This window comes from Sciscionella marina DSM 45152 (assembly GCF_000379465.1).
GTDB lineage: Bacteria > Actinomycetota > Actinomycetes > Mycobacteriales > Pseudonocardiaceae > Sciscionella > Sciscionella marina.
The window spans coordinates 153,891-178,140 of sequence record NZ_KB905458.1; the positions used below are offsets into that span (position 1 = coordinate 153,891).

Genomic DNA, 24,250 nt, shown 5'->3' on the forward strand with positions numbered 1-24,250 from the left:
GCATGGCAACGGATCTGAGTCGTCTGTTCACTGTGGACGGAAGGCTGGCCGTGGTGGTCGGCGGCGCCAGCGGGCTCGGTCGCGCGAGCGCGGCCGGGCTCGCCGCCCACGGGGCCGAGGTCGTGGTCGCGGACAAGGATCTCGCCGGTGCGGAGAGCGCGGCCACCGAGCTCGGCGCCCGCGCCCGGTCGCTCGATGTGGGTTCGGCCGCGGACATCGCCCGGGCCGCCGAAGAAGAGGCGGAGGCCGAAATCCTTGTCGTGACACCGGGAATCAATGTGCGCAAGCGGCTCGCCGACACCACGGACGAGGAGTTCGACCGGGTCATCGATGTCAATCTGCGTGGCACTTTCCGGCTGATCCGCGAGTTCGGCGCGCGCATGCACGAACGCGGAAGGGGCAGCATCATCGTGTTCTCCAGCTTCCGCGCGCAGTTCGTCGAACCGGGCCAGGGCGTGTACGCGGCGACCAAAGCCGGGGTCGCACAGCTGGCCAGGGCCGCTGCCGCGGAGTTCGGGCCGGGCGGGGTGCGGGTGAACGCCGTCGCCCCGGGACCTTTCGAAACCCCGCTCACCGAACAGATCAAGGACGATCCCGAGTGGTACTCCGCGTACGCGGACAAAACCGCGCTGCGGCGCTGGGGAAAACCGGAGGAGATCGTGGGCACCGTGCTCTATCTCGCCTCGGATGCCGGTTCCTATGTCACCGGCGGACTGCACTACGTCGAGGGCGGGTGGACCGCCATCGACGGCCGGTTCGAGCCGAGGCTCTGACATGAACCCGGCGGATCTGAGCATCGAAGGACTGCACAAAGCCTATTCCGGTGGGGAACTCTCCCCCATCGAAGCGCTCGAGGCGGTACGGGAACGGGTCGAGGCGACCGAACCGCGCATCCACGCGCTGTACCACGAGGATTTCGGCACCGCACGCGAAGCGGCGCGAGAGAGCGAACTCCGCTGGCGGCACGGGGACCAGCTCGGCCCGCTGGACGGGGTTCCGGCGACCGTGAAGGACAACATCGCACTGCGCGGCGCGCCCATGGCCGGCGGAACCGCGGCCAGCCCGCAGCATCCGTCCACAGTGGACGCACCGCCGGCCGCTCGGTTGAAAGAGGCGGGCGCGGTGATCTTCGGCAAGACCACGATGCCCGATTTCGGCATGCTGTCCTCCGGGATCTCCAGCGTGCACCCGACAACGCGGAATCCGTGGGACATCCGCACGAATCCCGGCGGTTCCAGTTCCGGTGCGGCAGCGGCGGCCGCCGCGGGGTACGGCCCGGCGCATGTGGGCACCGATATCGGCGGTTCGATCCGGTTGCCCGCAGCGTGGACCGCGACCGTGGGGCACAAACCGAGCCTCGGCCGGGTGCCCATCGATCCGCCCTATCCCGGCCGGGCGGCCGGGCCGATCAGCCGAACCCTCGCCGATGCCGTCCGGCTGCTCGAGGTGCTGTCCCTGCCCGACCACCGCGACCACATGAGCCTGCCCTACGAGCCGTTGCGGACCGGCGCAGGAGACCCGCGCGGACTGCGGATCGGCCTGCTCCTCGATGCCGGGTGCGGGCTCGCGGTGCCCGAGGCGATCACCCGCGCGGTGACCGCAGCCGCCGAGACCTTCGCCGGAGCGGGCGCGATCGTGGAACCGCTCGATCCGTTTTTCACCCGCGCCATGCTCGATGACCTCACCCTGTTCTGGCGGGTGCGCGCCTGGGAGGAGTTCTCCCGGTACACCGGTGCGCAACAGGCCGCCGTGCTCGGGTTCATCGCCGACTGGTCCCGGCTCGGCGCCGATATCCCCGGTACCGCCGTCCTGCGCGCGTTCAACCGCACCCTGGACATTCGCCGGGCCACCGTGGAAGCCACCCAGCCCTTCGACTACGTACTCTCCCCCGTCGCCCCGGTCGCCGCATTCCCCGCCGAACACGCCGCCCCGGACAACCGCGTCGAAGCCTCGCTCGAGCACATCGCGTTCACCTGCCCGTACAACATGTCCGAGCAACCCGCGATCTCGCTCAACTGCGGATTCACCGGGGACGGTGCGCCGATCGGGCTGCAACTGTCCGGCAGGCGCTTCGACGACGCCGGGGTGCTCGCGCTGGCCGCCTGGTATGAATCGGCACGCCCGGCAGCGGCGGTGCCCCCATGGCCGAGCTAGTGCGAGCCTCCGTCAGGACGCGTGCGGGAAGTTGCGCGAGGGCGGTGCGCTCTCCAGCCAGGAGAGGAACCCGGTCATGGCATCGGTTCCCATGGCGAGCTCCACCTCGAGGGCACCCGCATGGCAGCGCAGCACGCTCGCACCCGCGGGCATGGCGTAGGTCTCGGGGAGCAGTGGTTCGCGGCGCTCGGCGATCTCGAGGTCGTTGCGGGCGATGACCCGGTCGGGTTTGGAGTTGAGACCGAGCACGCGATACCACTCGAAGCTGTCCCCGCGGTAGTGGCCGATGCCGAGTTTCCAGCCGCGGCCGGTGCCGTCCACCCTGGTACGCAGTGCGACATGGATACCGCCCTCGCGGACCACCCGAACCCGCCGCCAGGCAAGTGCGAGCAGCACGAGCAGGATTACCAGCAGACCGAGCGCGATGAGCGAAGTCAGGTCCACTGGCTGCCCCGCGCCTAGGCCGGTTGTCCAGCGGCGCGAAGCCGTGCTTTGGCGCGCTTCGCGGTGTGTTCGTCGGCGGAGTCGAGATCCGAGCGCGCCGCGTCGACGTCGATCTCGTCGCGCAGTTCGACGCTCTCGGCCAGCACGGAGACCCTGTCCTTGCCTACCGAGAGGAACCCTCCGTAGACCACGAAGTAGAGCTGGCCCTCATCGACCGAGTCGATGCGCACGACCTCGACATCGGTGAGCGCGCCGAGCAGCGGGATGTGGTTGGGCAGAATGCCGATTTCGCCCTCGGTCGTGCGCGCGAACACCGACGTGGCCCTTCCGGACCAGACGCTGCGCTCGACGGCGACCAGCTGGACGTCCATCTCTGCCACGATGGGAGCTCCTTCAACGATATGTTCGGAAAAGTCTAAGCGATCGAGGGGATTCGCGGGTGCGCGCCCCCCGGAGGTGGCCGGACAGGGGCTGTCCCGCCCGGCCACCGAGGGAATCAGAACTTGGCGCCGAGCTCCTTGGCCTTCTTCTCGAGGTCTTCGAGACCGCCGATGAGGAAGAACGCCTGCTCCGGGAGGTGATCGAACTCGCCTTTGGTGAGCTTGTCGAACGCCTCGACGGTCTCCTTGAGCGGAACCGAGGAACCGGGCTGGCCGGTGAACTGTTCCGCGGCCATCATGTTCTGCGAGAGGAACCGCTCGATGCGCCGTGCCCGGTACACCGTCTGCTTGTCCTCTTCGCCGAGCTCGTCGATACCGAGGATGGCGATGATGTCCTGCAGGTCCTGGTACTTCTGCAGGATCCGGATGACTTCCTGGGCGACCCGGTAATGCTCCTCGCCGACGATCGAGGGCTCCAGGATCGTGGAGGAAGAGGCCAGCGGGTCCACCGCGGGGAAGATACCCTTGGAGAACACCGCACGGGAAAGCTCTGTGGTGGCGTCCAGGTGCGCGAAGGTGGTCGCCGGGGCCGGATCGGTGTAGTCGTCCGCGGGCACATAGACCGCCTGCATGGAGGTGATCGAGCGGCCACGGGTCGAGGTGATCCGTTCCTGCAGCTCACCCATTTCGTCGGCGAGCGTCGGCTGGTACCCCACCGCGGACGGCATGCGGCCGAGCAGCGTGGAGACTTCCTGGCCCGCCTGGGTGAACCGGAAGATGTTGTCGATGAACAGCAGCACGTCCTGCTGCTTCACATCGCGGAAGTACTCCGCCATGGTCAGCCCGGACAGCGCCACGCGCATACGGGTGCCCGGCGGCTCGTCCATCTGGCCGAACACCAGCGCGGTGTCCTTGAGCACGCCCGCGTCCTCGAGCTCGAGCCAGAGGTCGTTGCCCTCACGGGTGCGCTCACCGACACCGGCGAACACCGAGGTACCGGCGAAGTTGCGGGCGACACGGTTGATCATCTCCTGGATGAGCACCGTCTTGCCCACACCGGCACCACCGAACAGGGCGATCTTGCCACCACGCACGTAGGGGGTGAGCAGGTCGACGACCTTGAGGCCGGTCTCCAGCATCTCGGTGCGGCCCTCGAGCTGGTCGAACGCCGGCGGCTTGCGGTGGATCGACCACTGCTCGAAGTCCGAGCCGTAGCCGGGCGAGTCGAGGCACTGGCCGAGCGCGTTGAACACGTGGCCCTTGACCCCGTCCCCGACCGGGACCGAGATCGACTTGCCGGTGTTCCGCACGTCGACGCCGCGCACCAGCCCGTCGGTGGGCTGCATGGAGATGGTGCGCACGACGTTGTCGCCGAGGTGCTGGGCGACCTCGAGGGTCAGTGTCTTGGCCATCTCCTGGAACGTGATGTCCACGTTCAGCGCGTTGTACAGCTCAGGGACGGAGCCACGCGGGAACTCCACGTCGACGACCGGGCCGGTGACCCGGACGACGCGGCCGTGCACCTGCGTCTCTTGGGTGGGCTGGGCTGTTGCTGCGGTTGCGCTCATTATCACTCATCTCCTGCAGCGGCGAGCGCGTCAACGCCGCCGACGATCTCGCTGATCTCCTGGGTGATCTGGGCCTGGCGTGCTCCGTTCGCCTGCAAGTTCAGGCTACGGATCAGCTCGTCGGCATTGTCCGTCGCCGCCTTCATGGCGCGCTGACGGGAGGCCGACTCGGATGCCGCCGACTCGAGCAGAGCGGCGAAAATCCGGGTGCCGATGTACTTCGGCAGCAGTACGTCGAACAGTTCCTCCGGGTCCGGCTCGAACTCATAGCTGATGTTCTCGACCGGTTCCTCGTTCTCGGAGTACTCGACCTCGAGCGGGGCCATCCGGTGCGCGGTCGCGACCTGGGAGACCATGGACTTGAACTCGGTGTAGACGATGTGCAGCTCGTCGACTCCGAGCACACCGTCCGCGCCGGGCCCTTCCGCCGTGTCGTCCGCTCCCGCAGTGAACGCGGCGACCAGGGTCTCGGCGACCTCGGAGGCGTTCTCGTAGCGCGGCTGTTCGGAGAACCCGGTCCACTGGCCCGCGAGCTCGCGGCCACGGAAGTTGAAGTAGCTGACCCCGCGCCGGCCGATCGCGTAGAGCACCGGCTCTTTACCCTGTTCGCGGAGCAGGGAGATGAGCTCTTCGGTCTGCCGGAGGACGTTGGCGTTGTACCCGCCGCAGAGCCCGCGGTCCGCGGTGACGACGAGAATCCCCGCCCGCCGCGGAGTCTCCCGCTCGACGAGCAGCGGGTGCTTGAGCGCCGAGGCCGTGGCGAGCGCGGAGAGGACCCTGGTGATCTCCTCCGCGTACGGCCGCGCCGCGCGCACGTTCGCCTGGGCCCGCGCGATACGCGAGGTGGCGATCAGTTCCTGCGCCTTGGTGATCTTCTTGATCGAACCCGCACTGCGGATCCGTCGCCGCAGGACGCGTAACTGTGCTGGCATCTGCGAAAACCCGCCCTAGTTCTTCTTCGGAGCTGGCTTGTTGACCTTCACCGACTCCTGGCCGACTTCCTCGGCGTCCAGCGCCTCGGCCTCGGCGTCGTTCACCACCGAGCTGCCGTCCGACGCGGCGAAGCCCTTCTTGAACTCGTTCACCAGCTCGGTGAGCCGTTCCTCCGTCTCGTCCGAGAACTTCTTGGACTCCCGGATCTCGGTGAGCAGTCCGGACTCGGTGCCGCGCAGGTGGGAGAGGAACTCCGACTGGAAGCGCTGCACATCCGGGGCCGGAACGGAGTCCAGGTGCCCGTAGGTGCCCAGGAAGATCGCCACGACCTGCTCTTCCATGGACAGCGGCGAGGCCTCCGGCTGCTTGAGCAGTTCGACAAGCCGGGAACCACGCTCGAGCTGCGCCTTGGAAGCGGCGTCGAGGTCGGAGGCGAACGCCGAGAACGCCTGCAGTTCGCGGTACTGGGACAGTTCCAGTCGCAGCGAACCACCGACCGTGCGCATCGCCCTGGTCTGTGCGGAACCACCGACACGGGAGACCGAGACACCGGTGTTGATGGCCGGGCGGACACCCTGGTTGAACAGTTCCGTTTCCAGGAAGCACTGCCCGTCGGTGATCGAGATGACGTTCGTGGGCACGTACGCCGAGATGTCGTTCGCCTTGGTCTCGATGATCGGCAGACCGGTCATCGAACCGCCACCCAGCTCGTCGGAGAGCTTGGCGCAGCGCTCGAGCAGGCGGGAGTGCAGGTAGAAGATGTCACCCGGGTACGCCTCACGGCCCGGCGGGCGGCGCAGCAGCAGCGAGACCGCGCGGTAGGCCTCGGCCTGCTTGGACAGGTCGTCGAACACGATCAGCACGTGCTTGCCGTTGTACATCCAGTGCTGGCCGATGGCCGAACCGGTGTACGGGGCGATGTACTTGAACCCGGCCGAGTCCGAGGCGGGCGCGGAGATGATCGTGGTGTACTCCAGCGCGCCGGCCTCTTCGAGGGTCTGGCGCACCTTGGCGATCGTGGAACCCTTCTGCCCGATCGCCACGTAGATGCAGCGCACCTGCTGGTCCGGGTCACCGGTCGCCCAGTACTGCTTCTGGTTCAGGATGGTGTCCACCGCGACCGCGGTCTTACCGGTCTTGCGGTCACCGATGATCAGCTGACGCTGGCCGCGGCCGATCGGGGTCTGCGAGTCGATCGCCTTGATCCCGGTCTGCAGCGGCTCCTTGACCGGCTGGCGCTGGATGACCGAGGGGGCCTGGAGCTCGAGCGCGCGAGTGGTCTCCGACTGGATGTCGCCGAGGCCGTCCACCGGGTTGCCGAGCGGGTCCACCACGCGGCCGAGGAAGTTGTCCCCGACCGGGACCGAGAGCACCCGGCCGGTGCGCTTGACCTGCTGACCTTCCTCGATGTGCTCGTAGTCACCGAGGATGACCGCGCCGATCACGCGCTCTTCGAGGTTGAGCGCGAGGCCGAGCACGCCGCCTTCGAACTCGAGCAGCTCGTTGGTCATCGCCGAAGGGATGCCCTCGACGTTCGCGATGCCGTCGCCGGTGCTGGTGACGACGCCGACCTCTTCGCGCGAGGTCGCGGTGTGGAAAGTCGAAACGTAGTTCTCGATCGCGCTCTTGATCTCGTTCGAGGAGATCGTCAGCTCGGCCATAGTAGGGTTCCTGTCTTTCAGTGTGGTAGGTCTTGCTTGGCGCGGGCCAGCTTGCTTGCGATGCTTCCGTCGATCACTTCGTCCCCGACGCGGACCACAAGGCCGCCGAGGACGTGCTCGTCCACCTCGACCTGCAGCGAGACGGCGCGATCGTAGATGCTGGCGAGCACCTGGGAGAGCCGTCCGCGCTGGGCTTCGGTGAGCGGGGCGGCGGTGATGACGTGCGCGACGATCTCCTGGCGCCGCGCCGCCGCGAGTTCCGCGAGCCCTTCGACGGTCACGTCGAGCATCCGCCCGCGCGGCACCCGCACGGCCTGCGCGAGCAGCGCTTCGGTCTGCGGACGGACCTTCGCCTCCGTGAGGCCACCGAGCAGCCGCACCCGTGCGTCGGCGTCCGCCTGCTCATCGGAGAGCAGCGTGGTCAGCCTGCCCTCACCGGCGAGTACCCGGCCGAAGCGGAACAGTTCGTCCTCGACTTCCGCCGTGACACCGGCACGCTCCGCGGAGTGCAGTACGGCGAGCCTGGCGAACCTCTCGATCGCGTTCACCAGATCCCGTACCCGGGACCAGCGTTCGCTCACCGCGGCCCGCAGCAGTTCCAGGGTCGGCTCGCTCACCTTTCCGGCGAGCAGCTGATCGATGAGGCCCTGCTTGGCCTCGTCGGTCGAGCTTGCCTCGGACAGGTGCTTGCGCAGCATGGCTTCGTTGTCGAGCAGCCCGGCCACCGCGGAGAGCTCAGCACCGAGGGTGTCCAGCGTCGGCTGATCGCAACCGGCCACGATCTCCTCGAAGCGGTCGCCGAGACTGGCCAGCGATTCCCTTGTCGCGGCACCTTCCATCACGCCTCACCCCCGACACTGGCTCGCTCCGGCTTGCTGGCCATGCCTTCGAGCTCCTCGATAAAGCGGTCCACGCTCGCCTGCTGTTTCGCCGGGTCCGCGAGGTGCGCGCGCACCAGCTGCTCCGCGCCCTGGTGCGAGTCGAGGCCGAGCTCACCGCGGAGCTGGCGCAGCGTCTGCTGGCGCAGCATGGCCAGCTGCTCCTCGCCACGCTGCTTGATCCGCGTGACCTCGGACTCGGCCTGTGCCTGCATCTCCTCGGTGATGCGCTGGGCGTCGGCCCGGGCGTTGTCCCGGATCTTCGCCGCCTCGACCCGGGCCTCGTTCACCGCGTCCGCGTGCTTGCGTTCGGCCTCGGCGAGTGCCTCCTTGGCCTTTTCACTCTCGCTGATCTGGTGCGCGATGGCGTCCTTCTGCTTGGTCATCATCTTCTTGACCGGCGGAACCACCTTCCACCAGATCACGATGATCATCAGTACGAAGGCGATGATCTCGCCGATTTGCGCGGCGTCCATCAGCGAGCTCCTTCACTGCGCTCGGCATTGGGCTGCTCGCCGAGGATCCGGCTCGCCAGCTGGCTGGAGAGACCACTTGCCTCGGTGCGCAGTTCGTCGACCACCTCGGCACGTGCGGCCTCGAGCTGCTCGACGCCGCGCTGATTGATCTGCGCGACCTCGGCGTTGGCGCGGTCGCGCATCTCCTCGAGCACCTTGCGGCCCTCCTCGCGTGCTTCCTCCCGGATGTGCCCGGATTCCGCACGCGCTTCGGCGAGCGCCTCGGTGTACTTGGCCTCGGCCGCCTTGAGCGCCTCTGCTGCCTTCTTGTTGTTCTCCGTCGTCTCGCTGACCATGTCCTCGCGCTGCTTGAGCGCCTTGGTGATCGGCGGGAGGATCACCTTCCACACGATCAACAGAACGATCAGGAAGATGATCAGTTCGACGAAAAACGTCGCATTGGGCAACAGAATGTTGTTCCCGGCGGCGAGCGTTTCGGTCTGCATATTGCTCCGCGAGGTATCTGTCTCAGCCGGCCATGGTGAACATCATGACGGCGGCGAGTGCCAGCGCGATGAAGTAGTTCCCTTCCGCGAGACCGGCCGAAATGATGAACTGGCTGAACATGCGGCCCTGCGCCTCAGGCTGACGCGCAACGCCCGCGACGAGCTGACCACCGGCGACACCGTCGGCGACGGCCGCACCCGCGGCGCCACCACCGAGGGCGAGTCCGGCGCCGATGTAGGCACCGGCGGCGCGGATTGCGTCGGCTGTCTGATCTGCTGCCATGATGCTCCTTCGAACTGAACTAACTGGAGTTTGGGGAATTTCTCGGTAACTGATCCTGGATCAGAATTCTGATCTTCCAGGCGAACAGAGGTCAGTGTTCCTCGTCGTGAACCTCCATTGCCTGACTGAAGTACGAAATCGTCAGCAAGACGAACAGATACGCCTGGAGTAGTCCGATCGCCATGTCGAACAACTTCCATCCGGCGATCGGGATCCAGTTGAAGTAGACCGGGAGCAGGCCGAGCAGGGCGACCAGGATTCCACCGGCGAGCATGTTCCCGAAAAGCCGCAGCGGCAGCGAGAGCAGGTGCACGACCTCTTCGATGACCCACATCGGGGCGAACGGAGCGTAGTGCCCCTTCAGCACATGCAGCGCGTGCTTGCCGACGCCCTTGTGCCTACGCGTACCGGCCGCGTGCCACCAGACGAACATCAGCAGCGCGAGCGCGTAGACGAAGTTCACGTCCGCGCTCGGCGGCGGCAGATAGTGGTGAATCGGCAGGAAGGTCAGCCAGTTGGCCGAAAGAATGAACAGGAACAGTGCCAGACAGACCGGCACCAGGAACGGCGCGACCTTGATCCCGACGAAGGAGTGGATCTGGTCGCGGAAGTGTTTCACGATCGTCTCGAGGAACAGCTGCGTTCCACCGGGCACCTTGGTGCCGGAATTCGCGCTCGCGACGAGCTTCGCACGCACGAAGAAGCCGACCGCGAGAAGAATGACGGACGCGACGAGCGTGCCGAGAATGGTGGTCATGTTCAGCGTGATGCCGAGAACCTCGGTCTGCCCGTACTCGCCGACCTTGATCTGACTATCCGCGGCAAGGGTCGAAGTCATGGCTTGATGGACGCGATCAATCACTGGCGGCGGTACTCCTTCATCACCGGCAACATCGTGTTGCCCATAAAGACCAACTGGAACACGGCAAGACCGACGAACACGCCGAGCCCGTCAGGCTTCATGAAGAAGCCGAGGGCGAGCGCGATGACCGTCAACACGATCAGGCGCTGGGTGGAGGAGCCGACGATCGCACGCTTGGTCGGGTTCTCCTCGGAAATCACCCGCAGCACCTGCTTCTGCATCAGCCGGGCGTTATATAGCCCCATCCCCATGCCGACGGCGAACAGGATCCCCATCACGAGGTGGTCGAGCAGGGCGCCCGCGACGATGCCGCCCGCGGCGAGCACGGAACAGATGATCAGCGGCAGGCGCAGGCTGATCAGCTTCGCGGCAGGCACGTTCTGTGCTGCGGAGCCAATCGCTGACAAAGCTTCGACCTCACTCTTTCCAGAACTTCTTGGCGATGGAGTACAGGTACACGGATGCGGCGAGTACGCCGACACCGAGACCGACAAGCGTGAACAAAGGGGAAGTTACTACACGGCCGTCCAGAAACATTCCCAGACCCAGCCCTCCGGCGACCATCACGGCTATCGTGCTGCCCATCCCGAGCAGTTCACGGAGCCCTGGTCCTGAGGACGCCATGGAGCCGGACTACCTGGTCGGTTCTGAGTGGGTATCACTCATGTGCGGCTCCTTTGTCGGTCATGAGGACAGCGCAATCAAAGAGAGAGATCGACGGCTGCCACGGCCGGCGTGACCCACGTCGAGGCGGGTGTAACCGTGACGCTATCACACCGACGGGTGGCCCTATCTAGAGCTGCCTACCTGCAAAAATGGTGATGAGCGTTACCGGTATGTCGGTTTCGGCTCGGTCACAGTGACGCGGGTCTACGCGGAGTGTCGGCCACGGCTGGCACGCAGCCGGGGAATCGCGGACACCAGCAGCGCGATGAGCAGGCAGACCACCATCAGCCCGGCCACCAGGAACACATCGAAAACGGTGAGCGCGACCGCGCCGAACGCGAGTACACCCGCCCACAAATAGATCAACAGCACCGCACGCCGCTGCGAATGGCCGACCTCGAGCAGCCGGTGATGCAGGTGCATTTTGTCTGGTTTGGCCCAGCTCGTGCCGTTCCGGACGCGACGGATCACGGCCATGATCAGGTCCAGCAGCGGGATCAGCAGCACCGCGACGACCACGATCAGCGGGGAGAGCAGGCCGACCGCGTCCCCCGCGCCGAAGGTCAGGTAATTCACCCTTCCCGAAGCCGAGGTCGCCGCCGCCGCGAGCATCAGCCCGATCAGCATCGAGCCCGAGTCACCCATGAAGATCTTGGCGGGCTGGAAATTGTGCGGGAGGAAGCCGAGGCAGGCCCCGGCGAGCGTGGCCGCGATCAGCGCGGGCGGGTAACTGCTCACATCGCCGCCGTTCTTGGCGAGCAACACCAGGGCGAACGCACCCGTCGCGACCGCGGCGATCAGCCCGATCCCCGCGGCGAGACCATCCAGCCCGTCCACGAAGTTCAGCGCATTGACCAGCGCGAAGGTCAGCAGGATGACCAGCACCCCGCCCATGTTCTGATCCAGCACCAGCACCGAACCGTGCCCGGTCCCGCCCCAGGGCACCCAGAACATCAGCCACTGCACACCGAAGAGCACGAGCACCCCGGCCGCGGCGATCTGCCCGGCCGCCTTGGTGAGCGAATCGAGTTCGAAGCGGTCGTCGAGCATTCCGACGAGCACGATCAGCCCGCCGCCGACCAGTACCGCCTCCGGATCGAGTGCGTAGTCGAACGCCCGGCGCAGCACCGGAAGCTGGTGGGCGAGCAGCATGCCCGCGCACACCCCGCCGTACATGGCGACGCCGCCCATTCGCGGCATCGGCTTGGCGTGCACATCGCGTGCCCGGGGAACCGCGACCGCGCCGATCTTGAACGCGAGCAACCGGACGAGTCCGGTCAGCAGCAGTGTGACGACCGCGGTGGTGAGCGCGACGAGGGTGAACTCCTTGACGGGTACACCGAGCCCGAAGCCGCCTGCGTTCACGGCCCGAGGCTACCGCGCCACCGAGACCCCGTGACCGAGCACCTCGCCGAGTTCGGCCAGGCTCACCGCACCTTCGCGCAGCACCAGCGGATCCTCGCCGGTGAGGTCGATGATCGTGGAGGGAACCGCTTCCCCGCTCGGCCCACCGTCCAGATAGGCACCGATGGCGTCGCCGAGCTGATCGCGAGCGTTCTCCACATCGGTGGCCGGCGCGACACCGGTGCGGTTGGCGCTCGACTGCGCGATCGGCCCGACCTCGCGCAGCAGCTCGATCGCGACCGGATGCAGCGGCATGCGCAGCATCACCGTGCCGCGGGTGTCCCCCAGGTCCCAGGCGAGCGAGGGCGCCGCGGTCAGGATGAGGGAAAGCGCGCCGGGCCAGAACGCCTCGATCAGCGAGCGCGCGATGTCCGGGACCGAGAGCACCAGCCCGTCGATGGTCGTCCACGAACCGACGAGCACCGAGGCGGGCATGTTCCCCCCGCGCCCCTTCACCGAAAGCAAGGAGCGCACCGCATCCGGATTGAACGCGTCCGCGCCGATGCCATAGACGGTGTCGGTCGGGAAGACGACCAGCCGCCCGGACCGGAGCACGCTCGCCGCGCTCGCGATGCCCGCTTCCCTGGTCTCTTGGACGGAGCAGTCATAAACCGCACTCATGCGCGGAATTCTCGCACCGCGCGCCGTCGGCCGTGCGGGGTACCCACTACTGGCGCGGTTCGATGCCCTCGACGACCTGCTCGCTCCACGCCCGCAGGGTCGCGGCCTGCTCAGTGGTGAGCGAGTCGAAGAAGCAGCGGCGGATGTTGGCGCCGTGCGCACGGACGGCGTTCTGCGTGGTGCGCTGGCCCGTGCCGGTCAGCCCGACCCGGATGCGGCGGCCGGTGGCCCCGTGCTGGATGCGCTGTACGAAACCCCGGTTCTCCATCCGGGTGAGCTGATGCGAAACGCGGCTTTTCTCCCAGTCGAGCTCGGCGACGAGATCGGCGACGTTCAGCTCGCGGCCTGGCGCCCTCGACAGCGCCATCAGCACACTGAACTCGGCCTTCGAAATGCCGCAGTCGCGCTGCAGGCCGCGGTCGAGTTCCCGGACGAGCAAGTGGTACGCGTGTGTCCAGAGCTGCCAGAGCTCCCACTCATCGGGTTTCAGTGTGCCGGTCTGCGCCATGACGGGATCGTAACGAGTTGACGCATCAACTTCGCACACCCTAGAGTTGACGTGTCAACTCTAGGGGAAGGCGGGTTCGCGATGAGGACAGTGCTGCGCGGTGGCACGGTGGTCAGCATGGATCCGGCCGTCGGGGATCTCCCGCGCGGCGATGTGCTCATCGAAGACGGCCGGATCGCGGCGGTCGCCGGTGATCTCGGGGCCGCGGACGCCGAGATCGTGGACGCCGTGGGCAAGATCGTGCTGCCCGGTTTCGTGGACACCCACCGGCACACCTGGCAGACCGCGTTCCGGGGCATCGGCGCGGACTGGACGTTCGAGCAGTACCGCGCGGGCATGCACGGCACGCTGCGACCGCGCTACCGGCCCGAGGACGTGTATCTCGGCAATCTGCTCGGCCGGATCGAGGCGGTCAACTCGGGCGTCACGACCATGCTCGACTGGTTCCACTGCTCCGACACCGCCGAGAACGCCGATGCCGCGATCGAGGCGCTACAGGAGGCACCCGGGCACTCGATCTTCTGTTATGGCGCGGGACTCGGCGGCGAGTCGGACATCGGGCCCGAGATTCGGCGCGTGCGCGCGGAATTGCCCGGCGAGCAGATGATGCTCGGCCTGCGCGGGCCACAACTGACCACAATGGACACCACGGCCGCCGATATCGCACTGGCGCGGAAACTCGGGTTGCGGGTGAGCGTGCACGTACACGCCACCCTCGGCTGGCCCGAAGGTCACTGCCCCGTCGACGGGATGCGCGAGCGCGGACTGCTCGACGAGCGCACCACCTTCGTACATGCCAACGGCATCCCCGACGAGGAGGTGGCGATGCTGGCCGATGCGGGCTGCTCGGTGTCCATCAGCCCGGACGTCGAGGCGAAAATGGGCTTCGGCTGGCCCGAGACCGGGCGCATGCTCGCCGCCGGGATCCGCCCGTCGCTGTCCATCGACGACTGCGCCTCGGCGGGCGGCGACATGTTCGCCGCCATGCGGACTGCCTGCGCCATCCAGCGCGGCCTCGACGGCGCACTCGGCGCACGGGACTTCCTCGAGTTCGCCACCGTGGACGGCGCCCGGGCATGCGGACGCGAAGCCCGCACCGGCAGCATCACCGTCGGCAAGGACGCCGACCTGCTTCTGCTCGACGCCGAGGATCCCGCGATCTTCCCGGTCAACAACCCGGCGGGCACCATCCTCGCCGCCGGTCACCCCGGCCTCGTGGACAGCGTGTTCATCGCGGGCAGGGCGGTCAAACGCGGCGGACGACTGCTCGGCCCCGACCTGGCCGCGCTGTCCGCCCGGCTGCTGGAGTCCCGCGATCGGATCGCCGCGGACGCCGGTATCGCACTCGACGGCTCCTGGATGCCCGCCTAGAAACTCAGGTATTGGAGAGCCGATCGCTGATCAACCGGTTCAAGCTGATGTCCTGCTCGGCCGCCTCCATGGCCAGCCTCCGATGCAGGCTTTCCGGGACCCGCACGTTGAACCGGCCCGAATAGCGTCGCTCGGCAAGCGGGGGCGGCACCTCCTCACCGGTCGCGAGCATGTCCTCGATCGCTTCGGCAACCGCCTGCTCGACCCCGGAAAGTGCCCCCTGCTGGGTATCGGCGAGCCAGGAAAGCGAAGGCAGCTCGACACAGCTCCCGACGTATTCCTCGTCTTCGGCCGACCAGCTCACCCGGTAGGTGTAGTGGGTGGTGTCGATCCTTGGCTCACTCACTCCTTTGCCTCCCATCGCTCGATCGTCCGCAACACCTGCTTCACCTGGTAGGGCTTCGCCTGGCCGCGGAAGTCCTGCACACTCACCCGCGGATCGCCCGGCCACGGGGTCCGGAACACCGCATGCGATGTACCCGACTGCCTCGGCATACCGAAGTAGTGCACGCACACCTTCCACACGTCGGCGAACCGCACGTTCGACGGTGCGCGCCGCATGGCGGCGACGATCGAAGCAACACTGGACACATCGCCATTATGGTACCATTAATGGTACCATAATGGCGATGGCCGCGCGAATGGACCCTTCACGCGCACAGCCCTAACCGGAAACCCGGGCGCCCACCGTTTCCAGGTTGGGGCGGACCGGATCGAACACGTCCACGTACAGCTCGGGGCGCATCCCGTGGCGGCGCCACTCGCGTGGATACCCGAGCGAGGCCTCGACGTGCGGCACTCCGTCCACGGTGATGGTGCGCGGAATGTGCAGGTGCCCATAGACCACCGCGCGGGCATCGAACCGGCGCGCCCAGTCGCGGCTCTCGGTTGTTCCGCACCACTGCGCGAATTCGGGGTACCACAACACATCCGTGGGTTCGCGCACCAGCGGCCAGTGGTTCACCAGCACGGTGGGGCCGTCGATCTCGGCGAGGCGTTTTTCGGAGTACTCGATCCGGTCGGCGCACCATTCCGCGCGGCTCGGATAGGGATCAGGGTGCAGCAGATATTCGTCGGTGCACACCACTCCCGCCTTGTGCGCGATCGCCAGCCCCTCTTCACTGTCCCGCGCGCCCTGGGGACGGAAGCTGTAGTCGTAGAGGGTGAACAGCGGCGCGACGGTGAGCCCTTCGAACACCGGGAAGGGGTCCTCGGGCGTGTGCACGCCGAGCCCGCGGCAGAGCTCGACAAGCCGTTCGTACCGGGCGAGTCCGCGCAGTTCGCTCTCCTCGCTCGGATGCGTCCACAGCTCATGGTTACCGGGGACCCAGATCACCTCGGCGAACCGCTCGGCGAGCAGGCCGAGTGCCCATTCGACATCCGAGATCCGTTCGCCGACATCCCCGGCGACGATGAGCCAGTCGTTCCGATCGCGCGGGAGGATCTGTTCGCAGAGCTGCCGGTTCTCCTTGTGCCCGATGTGCAGATCACTGACCGCAAGCAGACTGGGTTGTGCCACCCGGCCAGGTTACGTGCTCGTGGTCCGGATCGCCGTCACGAACCGGGGTTTACCGGCCAGATCGGTGTGCCCAGTGACTTCGGTGAGTACCCGGCGTGCGGAGAGCAGCCCGGCGACGCCGTCCCCGTTGCTGTCGTCGTGTTCGATGGCCAGCGCCCCGCCCTCGCGCAGCAGCCGCGCGGCCACCCGCACCACCGAACGGATCACCTCGAGCCCGTCGGCCCCGGCGAACAAGGCCTGCGTGGGATCGTGGCGCACCTCGGGATCGAGCTCGGCGCCCTCGGGAATGTAGGGCGGGTTGCACACCACGAGGTCCGCCATCCCGTCGAACTCCGTGAACAACCGCGGGTTGGACACATCGCCCGCGTACAGTTCCACCCTGCGGTCCCCTTCCGCGGCACAGGCATCGGCGTTGTGCCGGGCCCAGGCCAGCGCCACCTTGTCCAGTTCGAGGGCACACACCCGCGCGTCCGGGCGCTCGTGCGCGATGGCCAGCCCGAGCGCGCCCGAACCGGTGCACAGGTCGAACACCAGCGGCTGGGGGACCTCGGCGATCCTGCGCAGCGCCCAGTCGAGCAGCTGCTCGGTCTCCGGGCGCGGAACGAAAACACCGTTGCCCACCGCCACCTCGATCGAACCCATCGCCGCGGTACCGAGGATGTGTTGCAGCGGAATACGTTTGGCTCGCTGTTCGACGAGTTTGCGCAACCGCTCGATATCGCCGGTATCGGCGAGCGGGGNGAGCGCGAGCCGGTCCCTGCGCACCCCGAGCACATGCGCGGCCAGTTCCTCGGCGTCCACGCGCGGGCTCGGCACACCCGCGTCCGCCAGGATGCGCGCGGCCTCGAGGATGGCAAGCCGCAGGGGTTGTCGGGTCACGACATCACTGTAGCCGTGACATCGGAGGCCACCCGCGAGACGAGAACAGCCGGGCGCGGCGACGTTGCCGGATCTCCAGGTTCGGGTTAATTTGTAAACAGTACAGTTCTGTATATAAAAGGAGTCATCATGGCAGTGCTGATCGTCGGTGCGGGGCCGACCGGGCTGACCGCGGCCTGCGCGCTGCTCGCCAACGGGATCGCGGTGCGCGTGGTGGATACTGCACCCGGACCGGCGACCACCTCGCGCGCCCTCGGCCTGCAACCACGCGGGCAGGAAGTGCTCCAGCGCCTCGGCGCGCTCGGCGAGCTGCCACAACGCGCGCTCAACGTGCGGGAGACGGCGATTCACGTGAACAGCAAGCTGGTCGTCGACGTCGGTGCCGCACTCGATTCCGGCGAACCGCGAATGCTCTGGATCCCGCAGACCGAGGTCGAGGCACAGCTGCGCGAACGGCTGGCCGCGCGCGGCGGTGAGATCGAGTGGAACACCCGGCTGCTCGGGCTGACCCAGGATGGCGCTGGCGTGCACGCCGACCTCGGAACCGGTGAACGGGCCAGCGCCGAGTGGCTGATCGGCTGCGATGGTGCGCACAGCCAGGTCCGCAAGAGCACCGACATCCGGTTCCCCGGCGCACCGCTTCCCGAGCGGTTCCTGCTCGCGGATGTGCACGCCGATCCGCCGGGCCTCGGGACATTCCTCGGCCCCGGCGGCCAGTTCGTCGCGATGCCGCTGCCACATCCGGACGGCGATCTATGGCGGCTCATGGCGCCGACCGACGCCGAACCGGAAACGGAGCCGGGCGAAGCCGAGATCATCGAGCTGCTCGGCCGGTTCGCCACCGAGCGCGCCGGGTTCCCGGACCTGCGCATCCGAGCAGTGGAGTGGACTTCGGTGTTCCGGTTCAACCGGAGGCTGGCCGACACCTACCGGGAGGGGCGCGTGCTGCTGGCCGGGGACGCGGCACACATTCACTCCCCGCTCGGTGGTCAGGGCCTGAACACGGGCATCGGCGACGCGGAGAACCTGGCTTTCAAGCTGGCGCTCGTGCTCGCCGGGCGCGCCGGGGAACCACTGATCGACACCTACCAAGCGGAACGGCGACCGGTCGCGAAGACCGTACTGTCTGCGACCAGTTTCGGCACCAAGCTCGGCTTCGCCGGATCGGCCACGGGCAGGCGGCTGTTCGCCATGCTCGCCCCGCTGTTGCGCCTACCGGCCCTCCAGCGCCGTCTCCTGCGTGCCGCTTCGCAGTTGAACGTGCGCTACCGCGGCGGTCCGCTCGCCGGACAAGGCACCACGCCGCACGGCCCGCAGCCAGGAGACCGGGTGCCGAACATTGGCACCAGCGACACCGAGGGAAACCCGGCGCCACTGCACGATCGGCTCGGCACCGGCTGGGCGGTGCTGACCAGCGAACCCGGAAAGGAACACCTGCGCGAGGCCACCAAACGACTCGGCGATGTCACATTGCTCCACCCGGAAACCGGTGTGCTGCCCCAGATCTGCCTGATCCGCCCGGACGCCCACCTCGCCTGGCGCGGCGACAGCGCCACGGAACTCGGCAACTGGTTGGATACCGCACTGTGTCCCGAGAAAGGAGCGCATCCGTGACCGACGGCGGTTCCCGTGGTCGCCCACGAGATGCCGGCGCGGACCGCGCGATCCTGCGTGCCGCGCTGGAGATGTTCATCGCGAACGGCCCGGATGCCACCAGCATCGAGCAGGTCGCCAAACGCGCAGGCGTTGCCCGGCTGACCGTCTACCGGCGCTGGCCGAACAAGGACCAGCTGCTCATCGCGGCCATCGACCAGGCGCGAGACATCGACGATGCGGCGCTCTACCAGCCGCTCCTGGACACCGAGCCCGAGGATCTCGACGCGGCGATCACCAGCCTGTTCGAGGCCATCGCCGAGCTGCTCAGCCGATCCGAATCCCGCGGGTTGCTCGCCAGGCTCATCGGCACCGCCACCAGCCACCCCGAGCTCCTGCGCACGTTCTGGGAGGGCTATCTGCAACCGCGCAGGCGGCTCGCGCATTCCGCCGTGCGCCGCGCGATCGAACTCGGCGGCCTTCCCGAGCACACCGATCCGGAACTCATCCTGGACACCGTGGTCGGCGCGACCCTGTTCCCAGCGCTGATGCACCCTGATCCGCCAAGCGAGCGTGAACTCCGCGAGCGGATGCGCGCCGTTCTCGGCCAGCTCGGCATCGCGGTGCCGGAGAGCTGATCAGGAGCGGGACGCCGCCTCGAGCCGCTCGGCCGAGTCGGCGTCGCGCAGCGCGCTGAGCACGGCGTTGAGCTCGCCGTCGAGCACGTGGTCCAGGTTGTAGGCCTTGAAGTTCACCCGGTGATCGGAGATGCGGTTCTCCGGGTAGTTGTAGGTGCGCACCCGCTCGGACCGGTCCACGGTGCGGATCTGCGAACGGCGCGCGTCCGAGGCCTGCTCCGCGGCCTTCTCCTCGGCTGCGGCCTGCAACCGCGCGGTGAGCACCTGCATCGCCCGCGCCTTGTTCTGCAACTGCGAACGCTCGTTCTGGCAGGAGACCACGATCCCGGTCGGCAGGTGGGTGATGCGCACCGCCGAGTCGGTGGTGTTCACGCCCTGACCGCCCTTGCCCGAGGACCGGTACACGTCGATGCGCAGGTCCTTCTCGTCCACCTCGACCTCGACATCGTCCTCGACCTCGGGGAACACCAGTACCCCGGCCGCGGAGGTGTGGATCCGGCCCTGCGATTCGGTCACCGGGACCCGCTGCACCCGGTGCACCCCGCCCTCGAACTTCAGCCAGGACCAGACCCCGTCGTCCGGATCGGCGCCCCGGCCCGCGAAGCTCACCGTCACATCCTTGTAGCCGCCGAGGTCCGAGTCGGTCCCGCCGAGCACGGTGACCCGCCAGCCGCGATGCTCCGCGTAACGCGTGTACATCCGCAACAGGTCCCCCGCGAACAGCGCGGATTCCTCACCACCCTCACCGGATTTGATCTCCATGAGCACATCGGAGGCGTCGTGCGGATCCCGTGGCAGCAACAGGTGGGTCAGCTTCGCCTCGAGCGCGGGGACCCGTTCGCGCAGGCCCTCGGCCTCCTCGGCGAACGCGGCGTCCTCACCGGCGAGTTCCTCGGCGGTTTCCAGGTCCTCGCGCACCGCGCGCAGTTCGTTGAGCGTCTTGACCACCGGGCCGAGCTCGGCGTACCGGCGGGACAGCTTGCGCGCCAGGGTCGGGTCGGAGTGCACCTCGGGATCGGCGAGCTTGCGCTCGAGCTCGGCGTGCTCATCGGCGAGCGCGGCAAGGCTGGCGATATCCACGGTCTTCTCCTGATCCTCGAGCCGGCATGCACGAAAACGGCGCCCGCCCCGAACCTGATTCCAGGTCGGGTGCGGGCGCCGGTCGGACAGCTAGCGGTTGCGCTTGCCGTAGCGCGCCTCGAAACGGGCGACGCGACCACCGGTGTCGAGGATCTTCTGCTTGCCCGTGTAGAACGGGTGGCACTTCGAGCAGACCTCGACGCTGATCTGCCCCGTCTGCTTGGTGCTCTTGGTGTTGAACTGGTTCCCGCAGCTGCAGGTAACCGAGGTCTCGACGTAATCCGGGTGAATTCCGCTCTTCACTGCATCGCCTTTCGATAGACGGTCGCCGGGTCCCCGATAGCGGGGTGAACCGGAACCTGATGGTCCAGCCCTATAGTTTGCCAGACCGGTTGGCAGGTATTTCAACGCACCTGCATGAACAGGCATTCCCGACAGTCGGCCCTACCACGCCGTCACCCGGGGTCATACCGTCAGCGCCATGCGTACATTCACCAAGAAGGCCCTCACTGTTCTCACCGGCTCCGCCATCGCCCTCGGCGTGGGCGCCCCCGTGTCGTTCGCGGATACCGCCCCGGCGCAGCAGCAGGTCAGCGTCAGATCCGCCGCCGACGGGTCCCCTGCGGGCGCCGTCGCCTGGTACTCCGGCCATGCCGGGAGCACCGGATGGGAGCACTACTGCGAGAAGGCCGCGGAGAATGCCTATGGCGCCACCGGCGTGTGGGCCTCGGCCATCGCGCACTGGAACGGCGCGAGCCCCAAGCACAAGGGCGACAAGAACCCGCCGCTCGGCGCCTTCGTCTACTGGAAGATCTCGCAGTACGGCCACGTCGGCGTCTCGGACGGCAAGGGCGGCTTCTGGGCGACCAGCGTCGGCGGCAAGATCGGCCACGTCACCAAGGCAGGCGGTGGCTACGGCTACTTCAACAACTACCTCGGCTGGACTCCGGGAGCCAAGCCGAGCCACTGATCGCTCTCGCTCACGAGCCAAACACGCTCGTACGGTGTACGATCAAATCGTACACCGTACGATTTTTGTTTACCGTGAGGAGCCTCATTGCGCATCACCGCCTCCGCCGTGTCCCTCAACGTAGCGGACGTCGCGAAGTCCAGCGCCTTCCTGACCCGTCATTTCGGCTTCACCGAACAACAGGCCGCCGCCGGGTTCGCCTCGCTGACCCGCGAAGACGCGGGCATGAATGTCGTATTCCTCCAATGCGGACTGGCAACCCTGCCCGCGGACCAGCGCGAGGAGCACGCGAGCGGGCTGATCCTCGCCTTCGTCGTCGACGACCTCGAAGGTGAGCTCGCCCGGCTCGAAGCCGAAGGCGTGCCGATCACCATGCCGCTCACCACCGAGGAATGGGGCGAGCGCGCCTTCCAGGTGCGCGACCCGAACGGCGTCATCGTCCAGCTCGTTGACTGGAACGGATAGGCATCCGGCGAGGCCGGGAAAAACGAAACCGGGGCCGGACACCAGTGGTGTCCGGCCCCGGCCCGTACAGCGTGTTCGCCTCAGTCGTTGTCCATACCAGGTGTCGTCTTGGAGATCTGGAGCAGGAACTCGACGTTGTTGCGTGTCTTGCGCAGCTGGTGCAGCAGGGTGTCGATGGCCTGCTGCGAGTCGAGCGCACCGAGGACCCGGCGCAGCTTCTGGTTCACCGCGTACTCGTCCGGGGACAGCAGCAGTTCGTCCTTGCGGGTACCGGACGGGATGACGTCCACCGCGGGGAACAGCCGCTTCTCGGCGATCTTGCGGTCCAGCTTGAGCTCGGCGTTGCCGGTGCCCTTGAACTCCTCGAAGATCACCGTGTCACCGGTGGAGCCGGTCTCGACCATCGCGGTCGCGAAGATGGTCAGCGAGCCGCCGTCCTCGATGTTGCGCGCCGCGCCGAGGAAACGCTTCGGCGGGTAGAGCGCGGTCGAGTCGATACCACCGGACAGGATGCGCCCGCTCGCCGGGGAGGAGTTGTTGTAAGCGCGCCCGAGCCGGGTGATCGAGTCGAGCATGACGACCACGTCGTTGCCCATCTCGACGAGCCGCTTCGCGCGTTCGATCGACAGTTCCGCGACCGAGGTGTGGTCGGACGGCGGACGGTCGAACGTGGACGCGATGACCTCGCCCTTGATGGTGCGCTGCATATCGGTGACTTCTTCCGGTCGCTCGTCGACGAGCACGACCATCAGATAGCACTCCGGGTTGTTGGTGGCGATCGCGTTCGCCATGTCCTGCAGGATCGTGGTCTTTCCTGCCTTCGGCGGCGCCTGGATCAGCGCGCGCTGCCCCTTCCCGACCGGCATGATCAGGTCGATCACCCGGGTGGTGAGCTTGTTCTGGTCGGTTTCCAACCGGAAGCGCTCGTTCGGGTACAGCGGGGTGAGCTTGCCGAACTCCGGGCGGCGCTTGGCCTGGTCGGGCTCGACGCCGTTGACCGTGTCCACGCGCACCAGCGGGTTGAACTTCTGACGCTGCTGCTCGCCCTCGCGCGGCTGCTTGATCACACCGGTGATCGCGTCACCCCGGCGCATGCCGAAGCGGCGGACCAGCGAGAGGGAGACGTACACGTCGTTGGGGCCCGGCAGGTAGCCGGAGGTCCGCACGAACGCGTAGTTGTCCAGCACGTCGAGGATCCCGGCGACCGGGAGCAGCACGTCGTCCTCGCGGATCTCGGTGTCCGGGTTGCCACCGCCCTCGCGGTTGCGGCCCCGCCTGCGGTCGCGGTACCGGCGACCGCGGCGACCGCCGCCGTCCTCGTCGTCCTCGACCTTCGCGGAGTTGTTGTTGTTCTTGTTGTTGTCGCGATTGTCGCGATTACCGCCGTTGTCCCGGTTGTTGTCCCGGTTGTTGTCCCGGTTACCGTCGCGGTTGTTGTTCTCGCGATTGTTGTTCTCGCGATTGCCGCCTTCGTTACCGGTGGCCTCGCCACCGCCCCGGCCGGAGCGCCGCCTGCGACGACCGCCGCCCTCGGAGCGCTCACCACCGTCCTGGCGCGTGGCCGATTCGACCGGTTTTCCGTTCGCCGACTGCGGTTCGGCCTTCGAATCGGTCTTGGGTGAATCGGACTGGGGCGAATCGGTCTTCAGCGGTTCGGCCTTCGATTCAGCCTTCGGCGATTCAGCCTTCGGCGATTCCGGCTTCTCTGCCTTCGGCGCGGCATCTCCGGTGGAACCGTTCTTGTCCGCATCGGACTCGCGCGGCTTCTCGGCCTGCGCCGGTTCCTCACCGAACGGGAGCTGCGCACCGTCCGAGCCGGTCGCCTTGCGGGTGCGCTTCGCGGTGCCCGTCGAGGCGGTGCTCGCGGCGCTCGCCTGGGACCCACTGCCCTGGCGCTCCTTGATCGCGGCGATCAAGTCGCCCTTGCGCATTCCAGTGGTGCCGGTGATTCCCAGTTCCCCGGCGAGCTCACGAAGCTCGGCGAGCACCATTCCGGAAAGGCCACCGGTCTTGCGGCGTGTCGTCGTGCTCTTGGTCGCGGCGCGCGCCTTATCCCCTTCGCCTTGTGAAGCGGTGGATTCGGTTTCGCTACCGCTCAACAATTCTGTATTGGTCACACATGTCCTTCCTGACCGGCCAACGCGTCCTCCGCGTGCCAGCGGACCTCGTCGCCGGATGAAACGCCGGACGACCCAGCAGGAGGCCGCGCGGAACGGGCGATGTCCGCTTGTTGGCGACAACCCCAATCCATGCGTCCTCTAACCCCCGTCGTGCCCCATCCTGTTCGGGACGGCTGACATGAAATCCATGACTGGAAGCAACGGGAAACCGTCAATCAACGCACTGTGTGTCCCACCCAAAGAAGTGGGGGCCACCCCGGACAGACCGGAGAACTTCGCACCGGCGTCCCAG

The 24,250-nt window shown here is 67.3% G+C and carries 29 protein-coding genes; 7 read left to right on the forward strand and 22 right to left on the reverse strand.

The genetic code is table 11. The features are described from left to right. Positions 1-2: 2 nt before the first annotated feature. On the forward strand, positions 3-773 hold the full coding sequence (locus tag A37U_RS0139930; protein ID WP_020502260.1) for an SDR family NAD(P)-dependent oxidoreductase: 771 nt from the start codon (positions 3-5) through the stop codon (positions 771-773). A 1-nt stretch (position 774) separates the two neighbouring features. After that, positions 775-2,154, forward strand: coding sequence for an amidase (locus tag A37U_RS0139935; RefSeq protein WP_020502261.1), 1,380 nt, complete (start codon positions 775-777; stop codon positions 2,152-2,154). A gap of 12 nt (positions 2,155-2,166) precedes the next feature. On the opposite strand, the gene A37U_RS0139940 is transcribed toward A37U_RS0139935, so the two are convergent. From A37U_RS0139940 to A37U_RS0140005, 15 genes are all read right to left on the reverse strand, one after another. Next, a complete protein-coding gene (locus A37U_RS0139940) occupies positions 2,167-2,598 on the reverse strand; it encodes a DUF2550 domain-containing protein (RefSeq protein ID WP_020502262.1) in 432 nt (143 codons plus the stop codon). A gap of 14 nt (positions 2,599-2,612) precedes the next feature. Then, positions 2,613-2,969, reverse strand: a complete 357-nt coding sequence (locus tag A37U_RS0139945) for a F0F1 ATP synthase subunit epsilon (protein WP_020502263.1) — start codon at positions 2,967-2,969, stop codon at positions 2,613-2,615. A 125-nt stretch (positions 2,970-3,094) separates the two neighbouring features. Beyond that, a complete protein-coding gene (gene atpD / locus A37U_RS0139950; protein WP_020502264.1) occupies positions 3,095-4,546 on the reverse strand; it encodes a F0F1 ATP synthase subunit beta in 1,452 nt (483 codons plus the stop codon). A 2-nt stretch (positions 4,547-4,548) separates the two neighbouring features. Continuing rightward, positions 4,549-5,478 (reverse strand): F0F1 ATP synthase subunit gamma, encoded by a 930-nt coding sequence (locus tag A37U_RS0139955; RefSeq protein WP_020502265.1) that lies wholly within the window; start codon positions 5,476-5,478, stop codon positions 4,549-4,551. A 15-nt stretch (positions 5,479-5,493) separates the two neighbouring features. Then, complete coding sequence (gene atpA, locus A37U_RS0139960) at positions 5,494-7,140, reverse strand: F0F1 ATP synthase subunit alpha (protein ID WP_020502266.1); 1,647 nt, start codon at positions 7,138-7,140, stop codon at positions 5,494-5,496. A 17-nt stretch (positions 7,141-7,157) separates the two neighbouring features. Next, on the reverse strand, positions 7,158-7,979 hold the full coding sequence (locus tag A37U_RS50790) for a F0F1 ATP synthase subunit delta (RefSeq protein WP_051111849.1): 822 nt from the start codon (positions 7,977-7,979) through the stop codon (positions 7,158-7,160). After that, complete coding sequence (atpF, locus tag A37U_RS50795; protein ID WP_051111850.1) at positions 7,979-8,494, reverse strand: F0F1 ATP synthase subunit B; 516 nt, start codon at positions 8,492-8,494, stop codon at positions 7,979-7,981. The genes A37U_RS50790 and atpF overlap by 1 nt, the downstream gene beginning before the upstream one ends. Beyond that, positions 8,494-8,979, reverse strand: coding sequence for a F0F1 ATP synthase subunit B (locus A37U_RS0139970; protein WP_020502267.1), 486 nt, complete (start codon positions 8,977-8,979; stop codon positions 8,494-8,496). Before A37U_RS0139970 ends, atpF begins: the two co-directional genes overlap by 1 nt. Before the next feature lie 22 nt (positions 8,980-9,001). After that, the gene (locus A37U_RS0139975) at positions 9,002-9,262 is read right to left on the reverse strand and encodes an ATP synthase subunit c family protein (protein WP_020502268.1); all 261 of its coding nucleotides are present in this window, start codon (positions 9,260-9,262) and stop codon (positions 9,002-9,004) included. 91 nt (positions 9,263-9,353) lie between these two features. After that, positions 9,354-10,100 carry a FoF1 ATP synthase subunit A gene (locus tag A37U_RS0139980; protein WP_020502269.1) on the reverse strand — a complete coding sequence of 249 codons (747 nt, stop codon included), beginning with the start codon at positions 10,098-10,100 and terminating at the stop codon, positions 9,354-9,356. A 20-nt stretch (positions 10,101-10,120) separates the two neighbouring features. After that, positions 10,121-10,501 (reverse strand): hypothetical protein, encoded by a 381-nt coding sequence (locus A37U_RS0139985; protein ID WP_020502270.1) that lies wholly within the window; start codon positions 10,499-10,501, stop codon positions 10,121-10,123. 40 nt (positions 10,502-10,541) lie between these two features. Beyond that, positions 10,542-10,748 carry an AtpZ/AtpI family protein gene (locus A37U_RS50800; protein WP_083934250.1) on the reverse strand — a complete coding sequence of 69 codons (207 nt, stop codon included), beginning with the start codon at positions 10,746-10,748 and terminating at the stop codon, positions 10,542-10,544. Between the two features lie 246 nt (positions 10,749-10,994). After that, the gene (locus A37U_RS0139995; protein WP_020502272.1) at positions 10,995-12,155 is read right to left on the reverse strand and encodes a glycosyltransferase family 4 protein; all 1,161 of its coding nucleotides are present in this window, start codon (positions 12,153-12,155) and stop codon (positions 10,995-10,997) included. 9 nt (positions 12,156-12,164) lie between these two features. Further along, positions 12,165-12,815 (reverse strand): L-threonylcarbamoyladenylate synthase, encoded by a 651-nt coding sequence (locus A37U_RS0140000; protein WP_020502273.1) that lies wholly within the window; start codon positions 12,813-12,815, stop codon positions 12,165-12,167. Positions 12,816-12,861: 46 nt separating this feature from the next. Beyond that, on the reverse strand, positions 12,862-13,323 hold the full coding sequence (locus A37U_RS0140005; RefSeq protein ID WP_020502274.1) for a MarR family winged helix-turn-helix transcriptional regulator: 462 nt from the start codon (positions 13,321-13,323) through the stop codon (positions 12,862-12,864). 81 nt (positions 13,324-13,404) lie between these two features. Between A37U_RS0140005 and A37U_RS0140010 the strand changes: the two genes are divergently transcribed. After that, positions 13,405-14,694 (forward strand): amidohydrolase family protein, encoded by a 1,290-nt coding sequence (locus A37U_RS0140010; RefSeq protein ID WP_026198123.1) that lies wholly within the window; start codon positions 13,405-13,407, stop codon positions 14,692-14,694. Between the two features lie 4 nt (positions 14,695-14,698). Here A37U_RS0140010 and A37U_RS0140015 read toward each other — a convergent pair whose 3' ends face one another. The 4 genes from A37U_RS0140015 to prmC form a co-directional block, all read right to left on the reverse strand. Further along, positions 14,699-15,040, reverse strand: a complete 342-nt coding sequence (locus tag A37U_RS0140015; RefSeq protein ID WP_020502276.1) for a type II toxin-antitoxin system HicB family antitoxin — start codon at positions 15,038-15,040, stop codon at positions 14,699-14,701. Further along, positions 15,037-15,285 carry a hypothetical protein gene (locus A37U_RS0140020; RefSeq protein WP_020502277.1) on the reverse strand — a complete coding sequence of 83 codons (249 nt, stop codon included), beginning with the start codon at positions 15,283-15,285 and terminating at the stop codon, positions 15,037-15,039. The genes A37U_RS0140015 and A37U_RS0140020 overlap by 4 nt, the downstream gene beginning before the upstream one ends. Positions 15,286-15,358: 73 nt before the next feature. Then, on the reverse strand, positions 15,359-16,213 hold the full coding sequence (locus tag A37U_RS0140025) for a metallophosphoesterase family protein (RefSeq protein WP_020502278.1): 855 nt from the start codon (positions 16,211-16,213) through the stop codon (positions 15,359-15,361). Between the two features lie 9 nt (positions 16,214-16,222). Continuing rightward, positions 16,223-17,092, reverse strand: coding sequence for a peptide chain release factor N(5)-glutamine methyltransferase (gene prmC, locus A37U_RS0140030; RefSeq protein WP_020502279.1), 870 nt, complete (start codon positions 17,090-17,092; stop codon positions 16,223-16,225). Positions 17,093-17,221: 129 nt separating this feature from the next. Here prmC and A37U_RS0140035 point away from each other — a divergent pair, with 129 nt between their 5' ends. Then, positions 17,222-18,706 (forward strand): FAD-dependent monooxygenase, encoded by a 1,485-nt coding sequence (locus A37U_RS0140035; RefSeq protein WP_020502280.1) that lies wholly within the window; start codon positions 17,222-17,224, stop codon positions 18,704-18,706. Then, complete coding sequence (locus A37U_RS0140040; RefSeq protein ID WP_020502281.1) at positions 18,703-19,323, forward strand: TetR/AcrR family transcriptional regulator; 621 nt, start codon at positions 18,703-18,705, stop codon at positions 19,321-19,323. Before A37U_RS0140035 ends, A37U_RS0140040 begins: the two co-directional genes overlap by 4 nt. On the opposite strand, the gene prfA is transcribed toward A37U_RS0140040, so the two are convergent. Together prfA and rpmE are read right to left on the reverse strand one after the other, a co-directional pair. After that, the gene (prfA, locus tag A37U_RS0140045; protein ID WP_020502282.1) at positions 19,324-20,403 is read right to left on the reverse strand and encodes a peptide chain release factor 1; all 1,080 of its coding nucleotides are present in this window, start codon (positions 20,401-20,403) and stop codon (positions 19,324-19,326) included. Positions 20,404-20,493: 90 nt separating this feature from the next. Further along, positions 20,494-20,706 carry a 50S ribosomal protein L31 gene (gene rpmE, locus A37U_RS0140050; RefSeq protein WP_020502283.1) on the reverse strand — a complete coding sequence of 71 codons (213 nt, stop codon included), beginning with the start codon at positions 20,704-20,706 and terminating at the stop codon, positions 20,494-20,496. Positions 20,707-20,884: 178 nt separating this feature from the next. Between rpmE and A37U_RS47685 the strand changes: the two genes are divergently transcribed. Further along, positions 20,885-21,373 carry a hypothetical protein gene (locus tag A37U_RS47685; protein WP_020502284.1) on the forward strand — a complete coding sequence of 163 codons (489 nt, stop codon included), beginning with the start codon at positions 20,885-20,887 and terminating at the stop codon, positions 21,371-21,373. Between the two features lie 87 nt (positions 21,374-21,460). Next, complete coding sequence (locus A37U_RS0140060) at positions 21,461-21,838, forward strand: VOC family protein (protein ID WP_020502285.1); 378 nt, start codon at positions 21,461-21,463, stop codon at positions 21,836-21,838. Positions 21,839-21,918: 80 nt separating this feature from the next. Here A37U_RS0140060 and rho read toward each other — a convergent pair whose 3' ends face one another. Beyond that, positions 21,919-23,955: a transcription termination factor Rho gene (gene rho, locus A37U_RS0140065; protein ID WP_020502286.1), complete on the reverse strand. Its 2,037-nt coding sequence runs from the start codon at positions 23,953-23,955 to the stop codon at positions 21,919-21,921. Positions 23,956-24,250 lie beyond the last annotated feature (295 nt).